Genomic DNA, 19,906 nt, shown 5'->3' on the forward strand with positions numbered 1-19,906 from the left:
TCCGGGGACCCAGATCGCGCGCTCGGGCCAGCACAGGCGTGCCAGAATTGCGACCGGGTCCCAGGTGTAGGAGGGCTTGACGGGCACGCCTCCGACGGCAGCGGCGGGCCAGTTGTTGATCAGGCCCGTGAGGTCGTACACCACGGTCACCCCGCCTTGCGGCGGGCCGCGGCGCGGATGGCGAGCGCGGTCGGTGCGGTGGTGCCGTGCCGGGTGATGTCGAAGCGGACGCCGGCGCCGTCCGCGCGTGAACGGCGAACCACGACCAGGCGGGCCTCGCGTAGCCAGTGCGCTCCGTGATCCGGGCCGCTCCAGTTGGTCTGCTCGACGTCGAGTACGAGCGCCGCACCCTCCCAGGGCACCGGCGACAGGATGGTGGTGCCGCGTTGCCGGGCACGGGCCAGGAGCCGGCGCCGCTCGCTCGCCGTCAGTCGGGCACCGGGGCCCGCGACGACGATCTCCACCCCGCCCAGGAGCGCGGCGAGGACATCGGCCCCGCGACCGCCCACGTCGGGCACGGCGACGACACGGTCCAGGTCGACGCCGGCCTCGGCCAGCGCCACGAGGCTGAGGTCGGGCCAGCCGACCAGCGCGACCCACCGGTCGCGCTGGGTGGCGCCCAGCAGCCAGCACATCAGGCTCGCCGAGTCCCCGACGGTCACCGCAGCCCCGACAGGTAGGTCACCGCCCGGCAGCAGCGCGGTCAGGGGCGCGCGGGAGGGCGGGGCAAGCTCGACGACCTGTTCGTGGTGCTCAACTCCAACACGACGCTCGACCGACTGGAGCGTCGCGCGGGCACGCTCCAGCCCTGTCGGAGCCGCCATGGTATCGAACATGCGTTCTATTGTATGGCTCAACACTGCCGTGCACCGGCCCACTGCACCTCAGGGCCGGGGTTTTCGGCGGGTTACCGCCGCCGAGGCTGGTACGTGTCGGCTCGTTCGGGCACGCCGATGCTGAGCATCAGCCACCCTTCGGGGACCTGGGCCTCCAGCTCGTCACGGCCGGCCTCGTAGGTCTCGGCCTCGGCCTCGATCTCGCGGGCCTGGGAGTCCTCGTCGCCGCGGAGGGCGGCGCGGGTGTCGATCGTGGCCACGACCTTCATGCTGGTGCCCTTTCTGGTGGTCTCGCTCTGCATTAATGATGCGGTCGACCACTGACATCCGCGTACCCGATCCCACAAGGCGTGGGTGATCTCAGTGACACCGTCGGCCGGTCCCGCTGAGAGAGCCGTTCCTGAGCGTGGCAGCTGAGCAGATGTCCTGGTGACCCTTGGGCATCCCCGAGCACCCCGGCGACGTTGTCGCCGGAAACCATCGGCTGCCGTTCCCTGACTACTGCCGGTCACAGGCGCAGGCTGCTGCTGGGGTCGGGACGTTCGCCATGGTCGATGGCCCCCGGCATGCTCGACGTCCGAGCGGGATCGGGTGTCGGCGTGCGGAGGAATCCGGGTGCGGTGAGCCCGTGCTGGGTAGCAGCGCCTCCGATCCGGGTGAACACTTCTTGCATCCGCTGCCCCAGACGGGTCCGGTCGGCGACCGGGGCCAGCAGCATTGGGCCCTCAGATCTGGATAGGACTGGGCCCAGGACGTGTTCGGGGTGGGCGGCGAAGTACTCGTTGGTCGTCACCAGCTTCTCGTCGAGCGGGACCAGTGAGATATCGGTGAACGGGTGGCCCGTGCTGCGTGCACCGGTGGGGCGGCGACGCAGCAAGACGACGTCGAACGGCATGCCCAGCCCGTCAGGGGAGGGGCGTGGCGGTACTCGCAGCGCGCCGACCAGGTCGGCTTGGCGGGCGAGATTCTTGCGCCCGGTGGGGTCGGGGCTGTCCAGGACCTGCGGGTGCACGAGGGAGACGCTGATCCCGCCCCGGGTAGCCAGGACGATCCCCTCGGTCAGGACCTTGGTGCCGTAGCCGGCAAGGGCCCGCGCGTTCTCCGGGGTGGTGCGCGTCTGCTTGAACGGCACGTCCTGCAGCACGACGCCCAGCTGCCCGCGGTGCTCGGCGAGCCGGGGCAGGTCCGCGCCCTGGTGGTGCAGCCGAATCCTGTCGTGCATCGCCGCGTTCGGGACCACGGCCACGAACGCGAGGTACCCGGGTGGTGCGCCCGCGGGTCGCAGGTGGGGTGCGCGGCCGGCCAGCGCGTCGCTGTTGGCTCCCCGCCCGCCCAGGTACCCGCTCTCGTAGCCCAGGGCACGGAGCATCGGCCACAGGTGCCGGCTCACCTGCCAGGCATCGGCCAGTGCGGCCGGGTCGCCCGCTCCCATCGCGCGGTGCAGTTCGGCGGGTGAGGGTGGGCTGTTGGTCGTCGTCGTGGGGTTCATCGGGCTGCTCCTGTCGCTAGGCGGTCGTGCTGATCGGGTTGTGTCCCGGCCGGCCTTGGCGGGTGGGCTCATAGAGGCGGTACGGGGTTCGTGGCCTGTGCGGGTCGGTCAGTCTCGACACGGGCCGACGACCTAGTGCGCGAAGCGGCCTGAGCCATCGGCACGACGTTGAGGCCCGAGGCCGTCGCCGGTCCCGCGACGGTCGGCGTGTGCGCCTGGGCGATCTGGTCCAGGACGCGGGGCAGCCGGTGCTGCCAGGTCTGCTTGGTATCGATGACGGCGAGCTGTTCCAAGTCCCACTGGTCGATCCGGGGCATCGGTAGGCCCAGGACATGCTCACGATGGGAGCGGTAGTAGGTGGTGACGGGGATCCCGGCGCCCGGCATCCATTGCGAGCGCGGCACCACGAGCCCCCTACCCGCACTTTCGTGTCCGGGGAGGTGGCGGCGGAAGATCATCAGGTCGGCCGGGGCGTCACACTGGTCGTCGGTCCGCAGCGCGTGGGACGGGAGGCGGGCGGCGCCGAGGAAGTCCGCGACCTGCCCGGTCTGCTCCCACGGGTTGTGTGCGGAATCGTCCAGCCCGGCGCTGTCCAGGATGGAGTGGTTGGCCAGCGCGAACACGAGCCCACCCGGTACGGACTTCTCCAGTGCGGTGGTGAGGTCTTCGCGGAACCGGCGCTGCTGGTAGGACCAGGCCGCCAGGCTGCGGACGTGGACGTCCAGCCCGACCTGGGAGATGACCTGGACGGCGAACGGGCCGCCGGCCCGGGCCTCGGCGGGCTGGTGGTTGACGGTGAAAGCGGGGTATGGCCACCGCGGCGGGACCTGGGCCCGCCATGGGACGGATCCTTCCCACATGCTCGCCGTCGGGTGCGTGACCGGTGTGGTGCCAATCAGCTGCGCGGACCCAGACCCTGTGACCAGGACGTCCGCGCCGGGCGGCACGCCCAGCGCTTGGGCGGTGTGCCAGATCTGACCGGCCAGGAACTGGTGACCGCTGGTCGCGTCCGCCCGGGAGTGCGCGGTCATCGCGGCCCGGTCAGCCTCGACCAACCGCTCCTCGTACCGGTCCATGGCACCCTCCCAGCTTCTGCGTCGCACCGCGGTCGTTGCTCAGGTGTGCGACCAGCACCGTCCGACGGGCCTGCTGCGGTACGACCGGCAGGGCGCGGTTACAGCCGTGGGCTGTCGCCCGCCGTCGCGGGTCCTGGGTCAGCGACCAGTCCTGGCGGGGGAGCCGGCCGCGACGTGCTCTGTCCGGCCGTCAGGAAGCTGACGGCCGCGGAAGCGATCTGGTCGAACGCGACCTGCAGGAGCCGGCCCAGCGGTTCACGCCCGGGTAGGACCGTGAAGGGGCCAGCCTCGGAGAGCTCGAGGTGGCCGAGGACGTGGTCGGGGTTGCCGAACCAGTACTTGTTCAGGTGTGCCGCACCAGTTCTCGTCGAGACCTCGCGCGCTGGGGGGATTCCAGGGCCGGGCTCACCGGGGACGCGATGGCGCAGGACCAGGACGTCGGTCGGACCCTCGGCGTGACTGTGAGGGCGCATCGCACCGGCTGGCAGCCGCACCGCGCCGACCAGATCAGCCCGCTCGGCGATCACCCGACGCAGGTCGGCCTCGGGGTGGTCGAGGAAGACGGGCGAGGCCAGCGCGACCGTGAGTCCGCCTGGAGCCGTCCGGTCCAGTGCACTGGCCAGGAGCTCGCGGTGATAGGCACCCAGGCGGGTGCGCCGCTCGGGGTCGAGCAGGGCTGCGTCGTGGAAGGCCATGTTGGCCAGGACGAGGTCGTACTGGCCCGGATCGTCATGAGTCCCGAGCCCATGACCGGGCAGGTCGTGATGCGGCCACTGGGCGGTGGGTGGGATTGGTGCGTGAAACGTCAGGTGGCGGTGCGGGTCGTTCGGGTAGTACGGGTGCGGACCGACGCCAGCGAGCATGTCGGCATCGACACCCGTGGCCACCAGGGACCCGTTCAGCTGCCCTGTCGCGCTCGTGATGGCTTTCAGGGCCGGCCATAGGTGGATCGCGATCTGCCAGTGCCGGTCCACGGCCGAAACCCGGAAATGGTCCTCCAGTGCCAAGCGGTCCATCACTGTCGCGGCCTGCTCCGCCAGGTCCGGGTCTGGGACGGCCGGACCCATGATCAGCTCCGCAGCGAGACCGAAACCACCGGTGGGCCCCTCGTTGTTCCGCCCGTGGACCGCGCCCAGCGCACGCAGCGCAGTCCAGAGCTGGGCCCCCACCATGGAGTGGGCCTCGGAGGCGTCGGTCTTGTTGTGGTCGTCGATCACTAGATCGTCGGCTCGCTGCCATGCCGATTCGATCTCGTCGTCGGTGTACGAGTTGTGATCCATCACAAGCTCTCCTTCGTATCGCTCTGCGGCTCCGTATCGGTCTGCAGTTCGTCCTGTGCGTGCCCGGGGTCGGCTGGGTGTGCGGGGCCGGTCCGGGCAACCGGCCCAACGACTGGCACAGGCCCGGTGTCTGGGCGGGTCGCATTGGGATCCCCGGGGACCCCGCGGCTGCGGCTCGCCGCCGCTTGCAGGAGGGTTTCGACCTGGGTGCGGTCTGTGGTGAGCTGGTCGGCGTCCGCCCGGGTGGTCCAGGTGCGCAGGTCGGTGATGATCGGTGGTGCCGCGCGCAGCAGGACCAGGCTGATCCCGAACGGCAGCATCCGGATGGCCTGTGGCGGCATGATCGCCACACGTCGCACCGCACGCTGTATCGAGCGAGACCCGCGTTCGCCGCGGATGTGGGTGTCGGTGAACTCGTCGCGTTCCCCGATCAGCGAGGAGAAGTCCGCCAGGTCCTTGGAGGACGAGGACCCGCCGAGGATGACCTTGACGATCGAGGCGTCCCAGATTGCGTTGGCGGCGTTCTCGCCCCACTTGTCCCGCGCCTGGGCCAGGGACTGCAGCACGGGCATGGTGGTCAGCCCGGTGCCACCGCCTTCGGCCATCAGGGTGGGCAGCGAGGGCAGGGGTGCGAGGTTGCCGATCTCGTCCAGCGCCAGCAACACCGGCGGGTCCAGGCGTGCCCCGGGGGAGGCGGCGGCGAGGTGGCGGGCGGTCTCGACCAGGTCCTCGATGAACGCCGCCACCAACGGCCCTGACGTCACCGATCCGGCCCCTGTGGCCAGGAGATAGAGCGTCCCGTTGTCCCGCAGGAAGGCCTCGGGGTCGAACGACTCGTCCGGGCCGGGGGATACCGAGTCCAGGACGCGGGGGTCGGCCAGGCAGGCCAGCGCCTGCTTGACGCCCATCCAGGCGCTGTCGCGGGTGCGGGGGTCGGCCTGGATGATCGACTCCAGCGACTGCCCCCACCCCGTGGCCGCGCCGGGGTGGGAGGCGAGGATCGCGGCGGCATCCTCGGCGGCCGAGGGAGAGTTGGACCATGCGAACAGGTCCCGGGCCGAGCGCCCGTCGAGGGCTGCGGCGTGCAGCATGGCCTGCAGGGCGGAGCGGGTCATGCCCTCCCAGAACCCGCCGTTCTCAGTGCCACCCCCACCCAAGCCAGTCGCGGAGGCGAGGCCGGTGGCGCGGATCATCGCGGTCAGCGGGTCTTCGCAGCCGCGCACGATCGACCACCGCAGCCCGGCCGGCAGCCCCTTGGCCAGGTGCTGCGGATCGAACACCGCGACCGGGCCGACCCGTTCGCGTGCCTTGAGGGTGACGGTCAGGGCGTCGGGTCGCGTGGAAGTGGTCACGACGGCCCCGGGGGCGTCGAGGATCGCGTTGACCACCATGTGCAGGCCCTTGCCCGACCGCGGCGGACCCAGGACCAGGAGCGAGTCCTCGACCGAGGCCCACACGCCCTGCCCGTGAGCGGCCCCGAGCTGGTACCCGACCTGCGGCGCCGTCGGCTTGGGTAGCGACGGGCGCAGCGTCCGTGACCGCTTGAGCAGCACGCGCTCGGAGGCGTTGTGCGCGACGTCGCGACGCGTCGCCGTGCCGGGTGTGTGGTGCGGGTCGCGGGTCTGCCGGTGGTTCATCCCCAGGACTACCTGGGTCACCTGCCAGACCACGACCCCTAGGACGCCCAGGAGCAGGGCGACCGTGGCCCAGTAGGCGACCGGGTGCAGACCGTCGGCTCCGAGCACGCCGGCGGGGTCGGCAGGTCGCAGCAGGACACCCAGCCCCGTCAGCGCGCTCCCGGTCGGTGCCCCGGTGTCGGTGGCCCAGGCGGCGAGGCTGCCAGCCGCGCGCAGCACTGCGGCCAGCGCGAGCAGCCCGCCGAGGGCGATCAGGCCGAGGTCGGTCAGCTCGTCACCCATGGCGCGCCCGGGCGCGGCCGACGGGCTCTTCACAGCGCCCCCAGGCCGTGATCCTGTGGTTCCCGACGTGTCGGCTCAGGTGCGGGCCCGGCGGGACGCTGGGCCGGACCTGAACCGGGCTGACGCCGGCGGACGTCGTGGTTGCGGCTCATGAATGACGAGCGCGAAGCCGCCTCGAACCCGTCGGTAGACGGCTCCGGGAGCGGCGACCGATCCAGCGGGAGCGTGGTCCCGGACGTCTCCCCGTGGACCAGCACGGCCCGGTCGCCGAGCGCGGCCGGCAGCCGGTAGCGCACCTGCCCGTGCTCGTCGGCGTACGTCTGACCGACGACGACACTGACGACGACCGGCTCACCAGGTGCGTACGGGCCCACGCCTGCCTCGGAAGCGGCCGCTGCGTCGGGCGGTTCCTCGGCGCGGTAGGCGTCGGGATCGATCACGTCGGAGTACGGCCGGCCGTCCTCGACGACCTCGACCAGGACCGGGGTGCCCAGCTCGTTGGCGATCTGCTGCCTGGCCCACAGCACGTCGCTGCGGCCCAGCTGCACCGCGCCCAGGGTCGGCTGGGTCGGGTCGTCGTTCTGCGGCTGCCAGGGCCGGCCATCGACCGTGGCCGTCAGGTGCCCGTCGGGGTCGACGTCGAAGCGCGCGCGGGGCAGCGTCACGGGCACGGGCCGCCCGCTCACAGGCCTGGTCCTTCGACGCCAGGCGGGCCTTGTGCGGGCCGTGGCTGTGCGGACTGGTCGGCGCCTGGCGTCTTTCGCGGTCCAGTCCTGGGGCCGGCGACCGGGGTGGAGTCTGACGGCGTGGGTGGTTCGCCGTCCGGGATCTGGGGTGTTTCGAGCCTGTCGAGGGCTTGCAGGGCCGCGGTACGGACGCGTGCGGCGGTCTGCTGGATCGTCGTGACCGGGTCCTGCCCGGGTACGCGGGAGGCCCAGGTCGCGACATAGGGGATGGTGTACTGCTCGGTGTTCATGCCGTGCGAGGCGGCCATCATCAGGGCGAAGGACTCGGCCTCGACCTCGGCGATGCCTCGGTGGACGACGGCGTCGACGTTGTCCCTGTCGTGCAGGAGGACGTGCCCGAGCTCATGGGCGAGCGTCTTGAGCTGGGCAGCAGGGTCCATGTCGGCCCGGACGTGGACGGTGCGCTTGAGCCAGTGCGTCACGCCGTTGGCACCGTCGATGGCGGCGGCGTTCGGGGCCTCGTGGAGCGTGAACCCGGCAGCCCGGATCTGGTGGGCGAGACCGTCCCAGAGCCCGGGTGGTGCTTCGCCGTGCAGGAGCGTCGGGGTGGGCTGTGCAGGGAGGGGTTCGCCGGAGGTCTGGGAGACGTCCCAGACGTAGGCGGGCCGGACCCCGACCATGCGGCTCTTGACGGTCTCGCCCGGTTCCGGCTTCTCGCCCCTGCTCAGGCGTCGCCACGAGCCGTCTTCGGTGACCGCGACCCGTGCGGTGACGGGGGCGAGGATCTGATAGCCGCCCTGGCCCTTGTCGACGCTCCGCCCCAGGGCCTTCCACTGCTTGAAGCCGGCGACATGGGTCGGGTACGGGTCCGGGACCCGCCCTGCCTCGTGGGCCGCAGCGTGTTGCGCCCAGATGAGCAGGGTGTTGTTGAACGATCGGCTCCGGAACCGGGCGGCGAACTCGATCGCACGCCGCCAGTCATCCCCGGTGACCAGACGCTCGACGGCGCTGGTGAGCTGCTCACGCAGTGCGTCGAGCTTGGCCTCGCGGTCGGTGATCTTCTGCTCGAGCGAGCGGGTGTCGTTGCGCATCTGGTCCTCCCACAGGTCCTGTTGGAGGTAGGTGCGTCAGCGACCCCATGCCTGGCTGTCAGCGCTTCGAGCGAGCGTGAGCGGCTTGTGCCGCGAGCGCAGCGGGGTGTCCCGGGTCGTGCCGCACGCGGTCGCCGGGCACGATGAGCGGGTGAGACACGATGCCGCGGTAGCCGGTCGACGCAGCGCAGACGACAAGCGGCGCCCGCGCCCAACCGGAAGCGGCGTAACAGGAGTGGTGCTGTCGTGACCTGGCAACTGATGGCGCTGCTGATGGCGGGGGCCATCCTGCTGGCGTTCTTCGGCGGCTACCTCGTCGGGCATTGGCGCGCCGACCGCGAACGAGTTCCTGGCCGCCCCACCCAGCAGCCACCCGAACCGGGCTCGGCGAACTCACCTTGGTGACCCGCGAAGCCCTGCGCGCTGCCGCCTGACGACCCTCTCAGACCGGATGGCGTAGGCCGTGCCTGCTGCACTGCGGGGTCAGAGGGCGGGGCGTGGTGGTTCGTCGGTGGTGGTTCGCGCGGCGAACGGCCACGGCTCCCCGTTCCTTGCCGCAGTGACGGGGCCTCCTTCATGGTGGAGTGCCGGGGCGTGCGCCTCGTTGTAGATCCTCAGTGCCTCGCTCAACCCGGCCTTGAGCAGGGTGACAGCCCGGTCGGCACTGGCCAGCGGCACGTGCAGCAGGTCGGCGACGCCGCTGGCGGTCAACGGTCGCCCGTCATGGTCCTGTACCGAATAGGTGGTGCCCCGGACCGCGAACCTCACCGTGAGCCGTGCGCTTGTGACCGGCTGGTAGGCGTAGATCACAGCCGAATGCATCAGATGATCCCAGCTTTCGCCGAAGAACCGGAACTGGTCGAACTCAACATGTCCGGGATCCAGCCCGGGCAGGAGCTCGATCGCGTCCAACGCCCGCACCACGGGCAGGTCCCACGCCTGAGGCGGTGGCAGTTCGTCGGTCATTGCAGTCTCCCGTCGTGCGTCTCGGTGAGGTCTCGGGCTTCTCCTGGTGTCAGAGCGGGATCAACGCCGGTGGGGGTGGCGGCTCGTCGGTCCCCGGCCGTGGACCCGCGGCCTCCCGCCCGGCCCTGCGGACAGTTGCGGCCGGAGTGGCTGGGCGGGGTGCGGTGATCAGGTTCATCGCGTCGGCGGCGTGCGTGATGATCCGCGCCACACGCGAGTGCAGGAGCTCGTTGCTGCCGGTGCTGGTGACGCTGGTGATCGGTCCGGGCACGGCGCCGACGGGGATGCCGAGACGCACGGCGTGCTGGGCGACCTTGATCGCCTGGCAGTGGTGGGCGCCCTCGGTGACGACGACGGCGTCGGCCAGCATCGCCACGAGCCGGCTACGGGCCTGGGCGCGGGCACGGCTCGAGGGGCGGCCTGGTGGGCATGCGCTGACCTGGACGCCTCCGTTGGACGCGGTCGACTTGAACAGCGCGGCTTCGTCGGTGGGGTAGGTACGAGGGTCCAGTCCTGCGGGCAGCACGGCGATCGCTGGTCCACCGGCGAGCGCGGCACCGTGGAACACGGTGGCGTCGATGCCCGGCCAGCCTGCCCCGAGGACCGTGACTCCGCGATCGGCCAGATCCATCCCCAGGGTGCGGGCGACATCGCGGCCGTAGTCGGTGGGGATACGCGCCCCGATCACCGCCACTCGGGCCGCACGGCTGGTCAGGTGCGACGCGTCACCACGAGTCCACAGCACCAGCGGGTGGGTGGCCGGGTTTCCGGCCAGCGCCGGCCAGCCGGGATCACCGGGAATCAGGGTGCCCAGCCCGAGCACCTCGGTGCGCAGCAGGACCCGGCTGACCTCCGCGAGGTCCAACCGGCTCACGACGTCCTGGCGCCAGCGTGCCAGACGCTGGCTCTCGGCCTCTAGCGTGCCGTCGGCGATCCGTCGCACGAGCCCGGCGGCGCCGTGCGCGGACACGAGCTGGGGTGCGAGCTCGTCACCGGGCTCGCACCCCATGGCCAGGACGACCCGCGCACTGCGCTCGTCGGCCCCGATGTCCGCGATCTCGGACAGATCCTGCTCCGCGGCCCGCGTCAGGTCCTGCTTTGCGCGGTCCGGCCCCTGCTCGTCCATGCTGTGCCCCCTGGTCTGGTGTCTTGGTACCCACCAGGTGCACCCGCACCGTCAGACCCGCAGCGGCGATGAGCCAGAGGATCCGGTCAGGGGCGGTGGCGTCGCGTGCAGCACGACCGTCGGCAGACATGCCGGCGCCCTGCCGGCCGCCAGCAACCGGCGGGGGCGCCGAGGGCCGCCTCGATCTGGGCGAGCGCCACGGACACGTCCACCGGCCGGCCGTCGGGACCGTACAGCACCCGGACTCGCGCCAGGGCTCCTCGAGGACGGTAGTCCCACCACTGGTACCCGTGGTCCGACAGGGCGGTATCAACGGGTCCGCCCGGCGCGTCCTGTTCGTCGAACTGGCCGGCGCGTACAGCCTTCAAAAACCTCACGCACGCCATGCAGACGTTCGCCAGGCCGTCGCGCGAGCGTCGTGATGATATGGCGAATTCTGCAACTGGACGACGCCGGAGACAGGTCCCGCACTTCTTCAGAGATTCCGGGTTCATGGCCGAGAACATAGATGCCCGATCGTGGACTGTCAACGGCGCCAAAGCTACGGAGTTCCGGACGTCCGGAGATCGGAAGTGTCGATTTTCCAGGCTTACGGAGTTTGGTACTCCGGGAGTCTGTAACTCTGGTATCGGCACAGGCCATCTCCCTGAATGGGGCGACTCGATCCGTCATTGCCAATCGTCTTTGCATAGGGGAGGAATGCGGTTGTGATAGGGGTGCGATAGATCGCTGATGGTCATTGGCAATGGTGGTGATAGATCTGTCCGGCCCGACGACGTTGCCCGCCGACCTACCTGCTTGCGATCTGTCTTCAGAATGAGTGCAGAATGCTCGCGTTCTGCTTGCAGATCGCGTGCGAGTTCGGTGCTGATGGGCATCATGTTTGCGGCCGATTCAGCGCTGATGCTTTGGCCCCAGTTTCGAAGAGTTGGGCTTCGTCGGGGTGGAGCTGGGCCTGGACCAGGAAGGACCTTCTCCGGATGCGCCACAGCCCCTGGCCGAGACCGAGGGTGGGCAGGAGCGCTGCCTCGGTGCGGGTCAGGTCCAGCGCTTGGGCGGTGCTGCCGAGCTGGTCGGTCTCCTGCCGGTAGATGACCCGTGTTTCGGCGTTGGCCAGGAGAGCTGCGGCGAGGGAGCGTTGTGCGGTGCCGGTGTCGCCGACGTTGTCCAGGTCCGACAGGCGGTGGATGACGAGCATGTTCGCGATGCCGTAGTGGCGGGCCAGGCGCCAGTGCGCGTCCATGCGGCGCAGCAGCGCGGGGTGGGACATCAGCCGCCAGGCCTCGTCGTACACCACCCAGCGTTGCCCACCGTCGGGATCTGCCAGCACGCCCTCCATCCACGCTGACGCGCAGGTCATCAGCACACTGAGCGCGGAGTCGTTCTCCGCGACCCGGGACAGGTCCAGGGACAGCATCGGCAGCGACGGGTCGAACGCGACGGTCGAGGGCCCGTCGAACAACCCTGCGAGGTCGCCGCGCACCAGCCGGCGCAGCGCGTGGGCGACGTGTCGTCCGTCCTCGGTCAGGCGGCCGTCAAGGTCGTCGTTCTTGTCGGGGGCCAGGAGGTGGTCGACGACGGTCGGCAGGATCGGCACGGTGCTGGTGCGGACGGTGGCGTGCAGGGCGATGTCGATCGCCGTGTGCTCCACCGGGTGCAGGGGCCGGTTGAGCATCGTCTCGGTCAGCGCACCGATCAGGGTCCGGCGCCGTGCGGCGACCTGCTCCGCCCACGCCGCGTCATCCGTGCCGAGCGGGCGATGGCCTTCGTCGAGCGGGTTGAGCCTCGCGGCCGTCCCGGGGCCGAGGGCGATGGCTCGGCCGCCGACCGCGTGGGCGACGGCGGTGTGTTCGCCTTTGGGGTCGCAGGGGATGTAGACCCGTCGCCCGAACGCGAGGGAGCGCAGGTAGAGGGCCTTGGCCAGGGCGCTCTTACCGGCGCCGACGATCCCGGCCACGACCATGTTCGGTGCGGTGACCAGGCCCCGTTGGTACAGCACCCACGGGTCGTAGACGAATGACGACCCGGAGTGCAGATCGCGGCCGACGAACACTCCGTCGGCACCCAGGCCGCCTTCGGCGAGGAATGGGTACGCGGCACCCCAGGTCGCGGACGTGTCCTGATGACGCGGCACCCGGAACCGGATGGGAGTGCGCAGCGCTGCGGGCCCGTGGTCACCGGAGCGGGGCAGGAACCGCCGGCCCTGGGCCTCGGCCCGCTCCGCGTCCAGGCGCTGCTGAGCGGACTGCATCCGGTCCTGGCGGGCCCGGGCCAGGACCGCAGCCGCGGCACGCTGACGGCCGCGGCGTACCGACCTTGGTTCACGACCGGTGGTCAGGGTCGCGGTGTGGACCCGACCGGACTCCGACGACGATGAGGCGCCGGCGTTGGGCGGCTGTGCCGGATCCCGGTTAGGGCCCGAGGTCGTCATCGTGACCGCCTTGCGGCACGACCAGCGGGCCGAGTGCTGGGGCTGCTGTCGGGGTCGGTCTCGTGGCGGGCGTGCCGCGCCTGGGCCCGCGGTCGGCCAGCACCACCAGCCGCGGCGGTGGTGTTGGTGGCGGGGTACCAGGCGATGGCACCGGAGTGGCCCATGGCCAGGTCGAGGCTGACGTACGCCCGGCCGAGCAGCTCGACGGCCTTGCGCAGGTCCTCGACCGCGGTCAGCGCGTGGACCTGCCCGGGCGCGGCCTGGCCCTGGTCGTCGTGGGCCAGGTCCACGTTGTCGCGGTGCGCGGCCTGGACCTGTGCGGTGACCTGTTCCAGGCGGCGGACCACGGCGGCCAGGTCGGTGATCACCCAGTACGTGTCCGCGGGGTCGTCGAGCTTCTGGGTCGAGTGCGCCAGCCGGCGCAGGGCTTCGGCGGCGTCCTCGGCGTCGTGCTGCGGGTTGGTGGTCTCCATGACGGACTCCCTGAGCCTCGGTGAACTGGAACACCGAGCAGGTGCGCGCCAGGCACCGTCACAAGGACAGACCGGTGTCGGGCTGATGCCCGGTCGGGTGCGGAGAGAGCGCCTGGGGGCTGGTCGGCCGTGACGCGGGCAGCGTCTGCTTGAGCGCCGCAGGCCTGCTGAGGGGCGTGGGGTCGGTGAGGCCGGTGTACCGGTCGGGCCACCCACCCGGGGCCTCGGCGGGGAACTCACGCAGCAGATGCACGGTCCCCAGACCGAGCTGATATGTCAGGACGTAGGGGCCGTCGGTGGCTTGACGGGTGCCTGGGTAGTGCGGGACGTCGGCGTGGTAGTCCTGGTTGAACAGGGCCGCTTCCAGCGTCTCGGACCCGTAGTCCCACTGCGCCAGGTGGTCGATCGCGGCCTGTGTGCCTTGCTCCTGCAGGAGGTCCACGACGGCGTGCCCTTCCTCGTCTTGGACGAAGATCACGGTGTAGTACCGGCCGGGCGGCCATGCCGGGCCATCGTCGGTGGGCTCCGGAACAGCGGGGGCGACCGGTGATGTTTCCGCCGTGGGCGGCTCGATCGAGCTGGAACCGCCGGGGTGCTCCAGCTCGTCGGCGAGCATGGTCAGCTCGTCGGAGTTGAGGTACGCGGCCTCGGTGACCCAGGCGGGGAACAGGTCCAGGTTCTCCGGGGCGCTGAGCGGGTTGCTCATCTGATATCGGTAGGCGTCAGCCGCCGCGGACAGATACGCCACGAGGGCGCTCATCCCTGCGGTGGTGTCGGCCTCGACGCCGACGCCGGAATGGATGTCCCGCCCGTCGTGAGGCAGTGCGCCGGGAGCGGTGGCATCCGCGATGCGGTAGGCGTAGCGCTGGCGGTAGCCGCCGTGCTCGTCCGGGGTGATGCCGTCGTGCCACAGCGCCAAGTGAAGGGAACCAGCCTGGCGTGCGACCAGCTTTCGGGTGCTGAGTGCGTGGTGATCGTTCATGCCGGACAGGTGTGTTCCGACGGGCACCAGCATCGTCGGTTGAGTTGTCGATGGTCGGGCAAGCCGCCGGCCGCGCGGGTCACGAGTGGTCCGCGCGGCCGGTCGTGAGGCGCCGTCCTACATCGAGGCTGGGGCGTTCAGGCGGGACTGGGCGTTCCTCTTCCACCGCCAGGCTTCGAGCATCGCTTCGCCCAGAGCCTGGGTCAGGTCCTGGACCTGCGCCCGCAAATGCTCTTCCTGCGAGGAGGACCTCGTGGCGCCGCCAGGCAGGAGCGCGGCGTTGCCGGCCTTGAGGAAGTCGGCCTTCCACCGAGAGATGGACTGCTCGGCGACGTGCTCCTCCCGTGCGGCCTGGGCGATGCTCAGCTCGCCGGACAAGATGGCCAGCACGATGCGCTGCTTGGCCTCGGTGGGGATAGCGGGTGGTCGTCCCATGGGACTCTCCTTCGTCGGGCTCGCGGTGGTGGTTACAGCGAGGGCTCATGCGTGGGCTCCTCTCGACGTGAGTAACCCGGGTCGGGGGTCGACGGTGTGAGACCGGGTTGAGTAGTGCTGGTCGAGCGGGCCGTCTCGTTCTGGGCCCCGGCCAGGGGTTGACAGGCGCGGTAGATCAGGTGGGTGGCTTCGGTGAACCCGTTCGCGGCTCGGATGGCAGGTGAGCTGGGCGGGAAGGCGCCGAGGTCTCCGTCCCGGGCCGAGGGAGCGGGGTGCTCGAAGCTGAGGCGAGCCAGGTGGGTGGTGACCGTGGCCATGTCGCGCAGCGCATTCAGGAGCTCGTTGGTGATCTGGGGCGCCTGCTGGTCAAGGGTGGCCAGGCTGCTGGTCTCGCGGGCCAGGCGGCGCATCGCCTTCGCGATGGCCGCGGCGGTCTCGACGGGATCCGCGTCGATCTCGGTGGAGTGCGCGTCGAGGACCCAGGGTGAGGGTGAGGTTGTCATGGCGGCTCCTTCTGGGGCGCTGGTCCGGGCGTGGGGTCAGGACTCGGGGTCGTCGAAGTCGAACGTCTTGTCGGTCGGCCCAACCAGGACCTCCTCGTGCAGCTCCATGCCCTCCAGGAGCTCGTCCAGGTAGTCGGCCGTGATGGTCCGCAGCCACTGCGGCAGGTAATCCATCGACCCGTCGGGCTGGCAGTTGCGCACGGTGTGCCCGACGGCCCACAGGTGCCCCAGCAGGTAGCACATGGCGGCGTCGGTATCGACGGGGCCTTGGTTGTGCAGGTCGGTGGCGCGGTACCGCTGCCCGGCTGGCTGCTGGTTGATGACGAGGTAGCTGTACCGGTGCAGAACCTCGCCGCCCTCGCCCGGCTCGTCACCGGTGTGTCGCAGCGAGAGATACAGAGGCCCGATCTGGGTGATGACCGGCCCTTCGTTGAGCTGGAGTGTGCGTGTGTTCATGCACCACAGGTGCACCAGCACCGCCGGTAGCAGGCTCAACCCGGCAGGATCGTGCGGGCGAACGCCTGGGCCTGCTGTCCCCAGAGCCGCCGGGTCTCTACCCCGGCCTGGATGGCGGCCTGTTCGACGGCGGCGACGTCGTGCTCGAGCCGCTCGGCGTCGTTCGCGCTGATGGTGATCAGACCTGTGGTCGTCAGGAGGCTGTGGCCGGCGGCCAGATCGGCCTCTTGCTGCAGGACGTCGGCGAGCTCGGCCTGGTCGGTCGCGTCGGTGGTCTGTCCCATGCGGGCACGCTGGGTGGCGTCGGACAGGTGCCCGGTGCGCCGCCGGCGCAGCTCCCGCATCGCGACGTCCGGGCGCACCGGCCGGTAGGTCAACGCGATGGTCCGCTGAACGCCGGAGGACAGCAGGAGAGGACCGAGGAACCCGGGGTAGGTCCGAGACTGGGGCCACTGCGAGATCCACAGAACACAGTGGTGGGCGCCGTCGGCGCGCAGGTTGCCCCACGTCTCGGTCACCGCGATGGGGCCGGCGGCGGCCAGCTCCCGCCCGAGGGTGGGGTGGCGTTCCAGGGCGGGGCCGATCACTGGGTCGTACGCGGTACGGAGGTGGATGGCGAGCCGTCCCGCGTCGTAGGGCTCGCCGGGGGTGAGGTCCGCGGCGCGTAGCGCGATGGTCAGGGTCTCGACCTCCTGCCGCAGTACCGCCGCGCCCCCGCGCAGCCCGCCGCCGGCGGACCGGATGGTCCGCGCAGCGGAGTTCATGTCCAGGGACAGTGCGATGGTCGTGGCGTGCTGTTCCCCGGCCGGTCCGGCCCGCTCGATCAGATCGGCGTAGGTGCGGGAGGCGAAGGACCCGTCGTGGGTGCCGTGGGTCTGCCACCAGTCAGCCAGCGAGGCACCTGACCCGGGCAGGGTGCGTTCGGTGACCTGCAGGGCGGCGATGTGCCCGGACCGGGAGACCGTGGCCAGCACCCGGCCCCAGGCCGTGACGCGGCGTTGCTGCTCGCCCGGGTCCAGGAGCACGAACGCGGGGTGGGTGACCGGCAGCAGCGTGGTCAGGGTCGCGGCGTGCGGGTCGTGCACGAGCACGGCGCCGGTGACGGGGTCGGTGTACTGGCGCAGCGCCGCGACGTCCCCAGGCAGGGCCAGGGTCCCGGCCGGGCGAGGCCGTGCCGTCCGTCCGGTGATCCGTGCGCGGAAATTCAGCTGCCCGGTGACGGTGCGCCAGGCCCACGAGCCCGCGATCGGGACCCAGGCGATCGCCTGCCGCCCGCTCACCGGCACGAGCGCGGCGGCCGCGGCCACGGCTAGAAGGACAGCTGCGTAGAGGGCGCCGGTGCCGGTGTAGAGCGCGACTACCAGCGGCAGACCGCCGGTGCCGATGGTGGCCAGCTGGGTCGCGGTCAGGCCCAGGAGCAGGGCCCGCTTGGACAACCGGGAGAACTTCACCGCGCGAAGCTGCCCGGTGGGGGCGTGATCGGCCATGGGTCACTCTCCGTCCTGGAACAGGATCCCGGGCTGCTCCCGGGGCGATGCCGACGACGGCTGCGGACCATCACCGGCTGGTGCCGCCGGGCGCCCGCCGGCCAGGGTGCCGGCTGGTGTGGGCTGGTCGGCGGTCGCGCTGTCGCTGGTCTGTGCGGCCTGCCCACCCAGGGCCTGCCCCGTGCCGCGGCCCGAGTCGAAGGCGGCCTTGGCCAGCGCGGCCCCTGCGACGACAGGGGCTCCTGGCCCAGCTGCCGCAGCACCAGCACCAGCACCCGCATTCGCGCCGACGCTGGCGCCGGCCCCAGCATTGGTGCCCGTTCCGGTAGCAGAGCCAGTGCCGCCGCCCACGCTCGTACCGCCAGTGGCGGTCGTGGTCTTGGCGGCGCCGTCGCCTGCCCCGTCGGTGGCACCGCCGCCGTCGGTGGTCCCGTCGGAGTCCAGGACCTTGGCGGGGTTGGGGCGGGGCCACCCGCCGGGCAGGTAGGGGACGGGCCGATTGAGAGCATCTTTGGCGTCGGTCTCGGTGGTCATCGTTTGGTAGAGGTCGAAGCCGAGGAAGTTGAGGAACTTGTACGTCAGGTACGGCGCAAAGGCACCGATCACGAGCAGCACGATCCCGGTCAGGGGTTCGGCGACGGAGGCGATGTCGACCTGGATGGGGGCGGACATCTGCTCGGTCGCGATCAGGAAGATCACCACCAGCACCAGCTTGGACACGATGAGCGCGATGGTGAACGTGGCCCACTTGGTCACCCACCCCCGGGTCGCGTCCCACGACGCCCCAGCCAAGGCCAGGGGTGCCAGGGCGATCGCGATCAGGATGAGGGCGGAGCGGACCAGCAGGCTGATCCACACCGTGAATGCACCGGTGAATGCGAGCCCGGCCAGGAACACCGCGAACAGGGGCCCGACACCGACCACCGCCGTGGAGATGGAGATCCCCGTGACCATGACGATCAGGCGATCGCCGACCTGTTCCATGGTGGTGCCGGCCGCTTGGACGAGGCCGTGGCAGAACTGGTCGGTGATCTCCAGCAGCGCCGCCGTCAGCGTCACCACCAGGAACGACCCCAGGATCGACTTGCCCAGCCCGAGGACGGCGCGGCCGAGCGCGGCGGGGTCGCGGCGGGTCATGCCGGTGATGACCTGCAGCAGGAAGAACAGCAGCATGACCAGGACCGCGATCCCGAACACCAAGGCGTAGACCCGACGAAACTGGGGGCTGGTCACGTCGGTCATCGTGGTGGTGACCATCAGGGCCCACATGCCTTCCATGACCCAGGCAGCCAGGTCCCCGACCAGATCGGCCAACGGCTGGATCGGGGACGCGGCCGTGTTGGCGGAGCCGGCGCAGACCTGTGCGACGAACGGGAGGGAGCAGATGTCCATCAGATCTGCTGCCCGAGGTCCCAGCCGAAGTTCACCAGGGCCACGGCGGCACCACAGAGAACTCCGGCTGTGGCGGCGACCAGGATCCCGGTCTTGCCCCTGCCCGCGAGGTGCGGGTTGGAGGAGTTGGCGCCGAACGCCCACACGATCGCGGCGATGATCAGCGCGACCACGGCCAGGATCAGGCCGATGCTCATGATCGCCCCGACGATCTCCTTCAGCTGCGGGATCCCCGGCAGGCCGCTGGTGTTCGGCCGGATGTCGATGTCCCCGGACACCCGGGTCGCAAGTCCCGCCGCGATCAGGGTGGCGTGCTCGACAGCGTGGGTAGCCGCGGCGGAAGCGGCGTGGGTGACGGTCTGGACGTGCAGCATGGCGGTTCTCCCTCAGCGCGGTGATATCTGCGCTGGGCAGGTGTGCTGCTCGCACCACGCCCGGGGCCGTCAGGGCGTGCTGCCTGCTGGAGGGGGTTACCGCCGACCGGGGTTAGAAGGTGCGGCCGAGGTCGATCAGCCAGTTCATCCAGGCCAAGGCCCCGCCGGTCAGGATGGCGCCGGCGAAGGAGATCAGGACGCCGGTGCGGGCCTTACTGGTGGCCTGCCAGTTCCCGGATGCCGACGCGATGGGCCAGACGAACGCGCAGACCACGAACATCGCTACGGCGAGCACCAGGGCGATGGTCAGCACGGCGCCGATGATCGGGTACAGGCGGCTACCGGTCACCGCTCCGAAGTCCGGACCGACTCCGGAGACCAGGAGGGCGGTGACCGCGAGGGAGATCGCTGAGCTCGTCATGGCGTCGCCTCCGTCCGGCAGGACCCGGTGGCGGGCAGGACGACTGTAGGTTCTCGCCGTAGTTGTCGGTCGCTGCGGCTCGTGGTGCGGGCACTGGCGTGGTTTCTCATCGATCTGTCGGTCATTTCTTCTCATCGATCTGTCGTTTTCCTCGTGCGTGCCGAACGCCGGGGTCTCGGGTGGTTAGGGCCGCCCGACTGTTGGGGGGCTGTCTCTATCGCCGGGAGTTCGGTCGGGCGGTGTGCTGCGCCGTTGGTGCCTGAGGTACAGGTGAGTGACCAGTTCCGAACGCGGCGTAGATCGCCGCGGGGCTGACCGATGGTCAGGTGGCGTCCTCAGGTTGTCGCATTCGAGTTCCGGCGGTGCCCGACCGGCCTGTTGTGGTCAGGGGGCCTGACCCTGGTTCTTGGACACGCTGATTCCAGCATCTGCTGGGGAAGCGAGATGATCAGGAACTATGGCCAGGAAGAACTACTCCGAGGA

Annotated in this window: 21 protein-coding genes; 1 reads left to right on the forward strand and 20 read right to left on the reverse strand. The window is 70.7% G+C overall.

The window, feature by feature from the left end; all coding sequences use genetic code 11:
* Positions 1-146 precede the first annotated feature (146 nt).
* The 8 genes from ACIPN7_RS28720 to ACIPN7_RS28755 form a co-directional block, all read right to left on the reverse strand.
* Complete coding sequence (locus ACIPN7_RS28720; protein ID WP_400550446.1) at positions 147-836, reverse strand: hypothetical protein; 690 nt, start codon at positions 834-836, stop codon at positions 147-149.
* A 71-nt stretch (positions 837-907) separates the two neighbouring features.
* The gene (locus tag ACIPN7_RS28725; protein WP_400550447.1) at positions 908-1,096 is read right to left on the reverse strand and encodes a hypothetical protein; all 189 of its coding nucleotides are present in this window, start codon (positions 1,094-1,096) and stop codon (positions 908-910) included.
* A gap of 248 nt (positions 1,097-1,344) precedes the next feature.
* Entirely contained in the window at positions 1,345-2,325 is a 981-nt protein-coding gene (locus ACIPN7_RS28730; RefSeq protein WP_400550449.1) for a hypothetical protein, read from the reverse strand.
* A 68-nt stretch (positions 2,326-2,393) separates the two neighbouring features.
* The gene (locus ACIPN7_RS28735; RefSeq protein WP_400550451.1) at positions 2,394-3,401 is read right to left on the reverse strand and encodes a hypothetical protein; all 1,008 of its coding nucleotides are present in this window, start codon (positions 3,399-3,401) and stop codon (positions 2,394-2,396) included.
* Between the two features lie 98 nt (positions 3,402-3,499).
* Entirely contained in the window at positions 3,500-4,681 is a 1,182-nt protein-coding gene (locus ACIPN7_RS28740; RefSeq protein WP_400550453.1) for a hypothetical protein, read from the reverse strand.
* Entirely contained in the window at positions 4,681-6,600 is a 1,920-nt protein-coding gene (locus tag ACIPN7_RS28745; protein ID WP_400550484.1) for a type IV secretory system conjugative DNA transfer family protein, read from the reverse strand. The genes ACIPN7_RS28740 and ACIPN7_RS28745 overlap by 1 nt, the downstream gene beginning before the upstream one ends.
* Positions 6,601-6,629: 29 nt before the next feature.
* A complete protein-coding gene (locus tag ACIPN7_RS28750) occupies positions 6,630-7,286 on the reverse strand; it encodes a hypothetical protein (RefSeq protein ID WP_400550455.1) in 657 nt (218 codons plus the stop codon).
* Positions 7,283-8,377: an ArdC-like ssDNA-binding domain-containing protein gene (locus ACIPN7_RS28755; protein WP_400550457.1), complete on the reverse strand. Its 1,095-nt coding sequence runs from the start codon at positions 8,375-8,377 to the stop codon at positions 7,283-7,285. Before ACIPN7_RS28755 ends, ACIPN7_RS28750 begins: the two co-directional genes overlap by 4 nt.
* A 246-nt stretch (positions 8,378-8,623) precedes the next feature.
* On the opposite strand from ACIPN7_RS28755, the gene ACIPN7_RS28760 reads away from it, so the two are divergent.
* Positions 8,624-8,782, forward strand: coding sequence for a hypothetical protein (locus ACIPN7_RS28760; protein ID WP_400550459.1), 159 nt, complete (start codon positions 8,624-8,626; stop codon positions 8,780-8,782).
* A gap of 78 nt (positions 8,783-8,860) precedes the next feature.
* Here the strand turns inward: ACIPN7_RS28760 and ACIPN7_RS28765 are convergent, their stop codons facing one another.
* The 12 genes from ACIPN7_RS28765 to ACIPN7_RS28820 form a co-directional block, all read right to left on the reverse strand.
* On the reverse strand, positions 8,861-9,343 hold the full coding sequence (locus ACIPN7_RS28765) for a hypothetical protein (protein WP_400550461.1): 483 nt from the start codon (positions 9,341-9,343) through the stop codon (positions 8,861-8,863).
* Positions 9,344-9,392: 49 nt separating this feature from the next.
* Positions 9,393-10,469 (reverse strand): DNA-processing protein DprA, encoded by a 1,077-nt coding sequence (locus ACIPN7_RS28770; protein ID WP_400550463.1) that lies wholly within the window; start codon positions 10,467-10,469, stop codon positions 9,393-9,395.
* Positions 10,470-11,346: 877 nt separating this feature from the next.
* Positions 11,347-12,900, reverse strand: a complete 1,554-nt coding sequence (locus ACIPN7_RS28775) for an ATP-binding protein (protein ID WP_400550465.1) — start codon at positions 12,898-12,900, stop codon at positions 11,347-11,349.
* Entirely contained in the window at positions 12,897-13,373 is a 477-nt protein-coding gene (locus ACIPN7_RS28780) for a hypothetical protein (protein ID WP_400550467.1), read from the reverse strand. Before ACIPN7_RS28780 ends, ACIPN7_RS28775 begins: the two co-directional genes overlap by 4 nt.
* A 58-nt stretch (positions 13,374-13,431) precedes the next feature.
* Entirely contained in the window at positions 13,432-14,292 is an 861-nt protein-coding gene (locus ACIPN7_RS28785) for a hypothetical protein (RefSeq protein WP_400550468.1), read from the reverse strand.
* Between the two features lie 180 nt (positions 14,293-14,472).
* Positions 14,473-14,790 (reverse strand): transposase, encoded by a 318-nt coding sequence (locus ACIPN7_RS28790; RefSeq protein ID WP_400550470.1) that lies wholly within the window; start codon positions 14,788-14,790, stop codon positions 14,473-14,475.
* Between the two features lie 32 nt (positions 14,791-14,822).
* Positions 14,823-15,293: a hypothetical protein gene (locus tag ACIPN7_RS28795; RefSeq protein ID WP_400550472.1), complete on the reverse strand. Its 471-nt coding sequence runs from the start codon at positions 15,291-15,293 to the stop codon at positions 14,823-14,825.
* A gap of 36 nt (positions 15,294-15,329) precedes the next feature.
* Positions 15,330-15,749 (reverse strand): hypothetical protein, encoded by a 420-nt coding sequence (locus ACIPN7_RS28800; RefSeq protein ID WP_400550474.1) that lies wholly within the window; start codon positions 15,747-15,749, stop codon positions 15,330-15,332.
* A 35-nt stretch (positions 15,750-15,784) separates the two neighbouring features.
* Entirely contained in the window at positions 15,785-17,236 is a 1,452-nt protein-coding gene (locus tag ACIPN7_RS28805) for an SCO6880 family protein (protein ID WP_400550476.1), read from the reverse strand.
* Positions 17,237-17,239: 3 nt separating this feature from the next.
* Positions 17,240-18,628, reverse strand: coding sequence for a conjugal transfer protein TrbL (locus tag ACIPN7_RS28810; RefSeq protein WP_400550478.1), 1,389 nt, complete (start codon positions 18,626-18,628; stop codon positions 17,240-17,242).
* A complete protein-coding gene (locus ACIPN7_RS28815) occupies positions 18,628-19,002 on the reverse strand; it encodes a DUF6112 family protein (protein WP_400550480.1) in 375 nt (124 codons plus the stop codon). Before ACIPN7_RS28815 ends, ACIPN7_RS28810 begins: the two co-directional genes overlap by 1 nt.
* A gap of 112 nt (positions 19,003-19,114) precedes the next feature.
* Positions 19,115-19,423 carry a DUF6112 family protein gene (locus ACIPN7_RS28820; RefSeq protein WP_400550482.1) on the reverse strand — a complete coding sequence of 103 codons (309 nt, stop codon included), beginning with the start codon at positions 19,421-19,423 and terminating at the stop codon, positions 19,115-19,117.
* Between the last annotated feature and the right edge of the window lie 483 nt (positions 19,424-19,906).

Source organism: Promicromonospora sp. NPDC090134 (assembly GCF_044746965.1).
Lineage (GTDB): Bacteria > Actinomycetota > Actinomycetes > Actinomycetales > Cellulomonadaceae > Promicromonospora.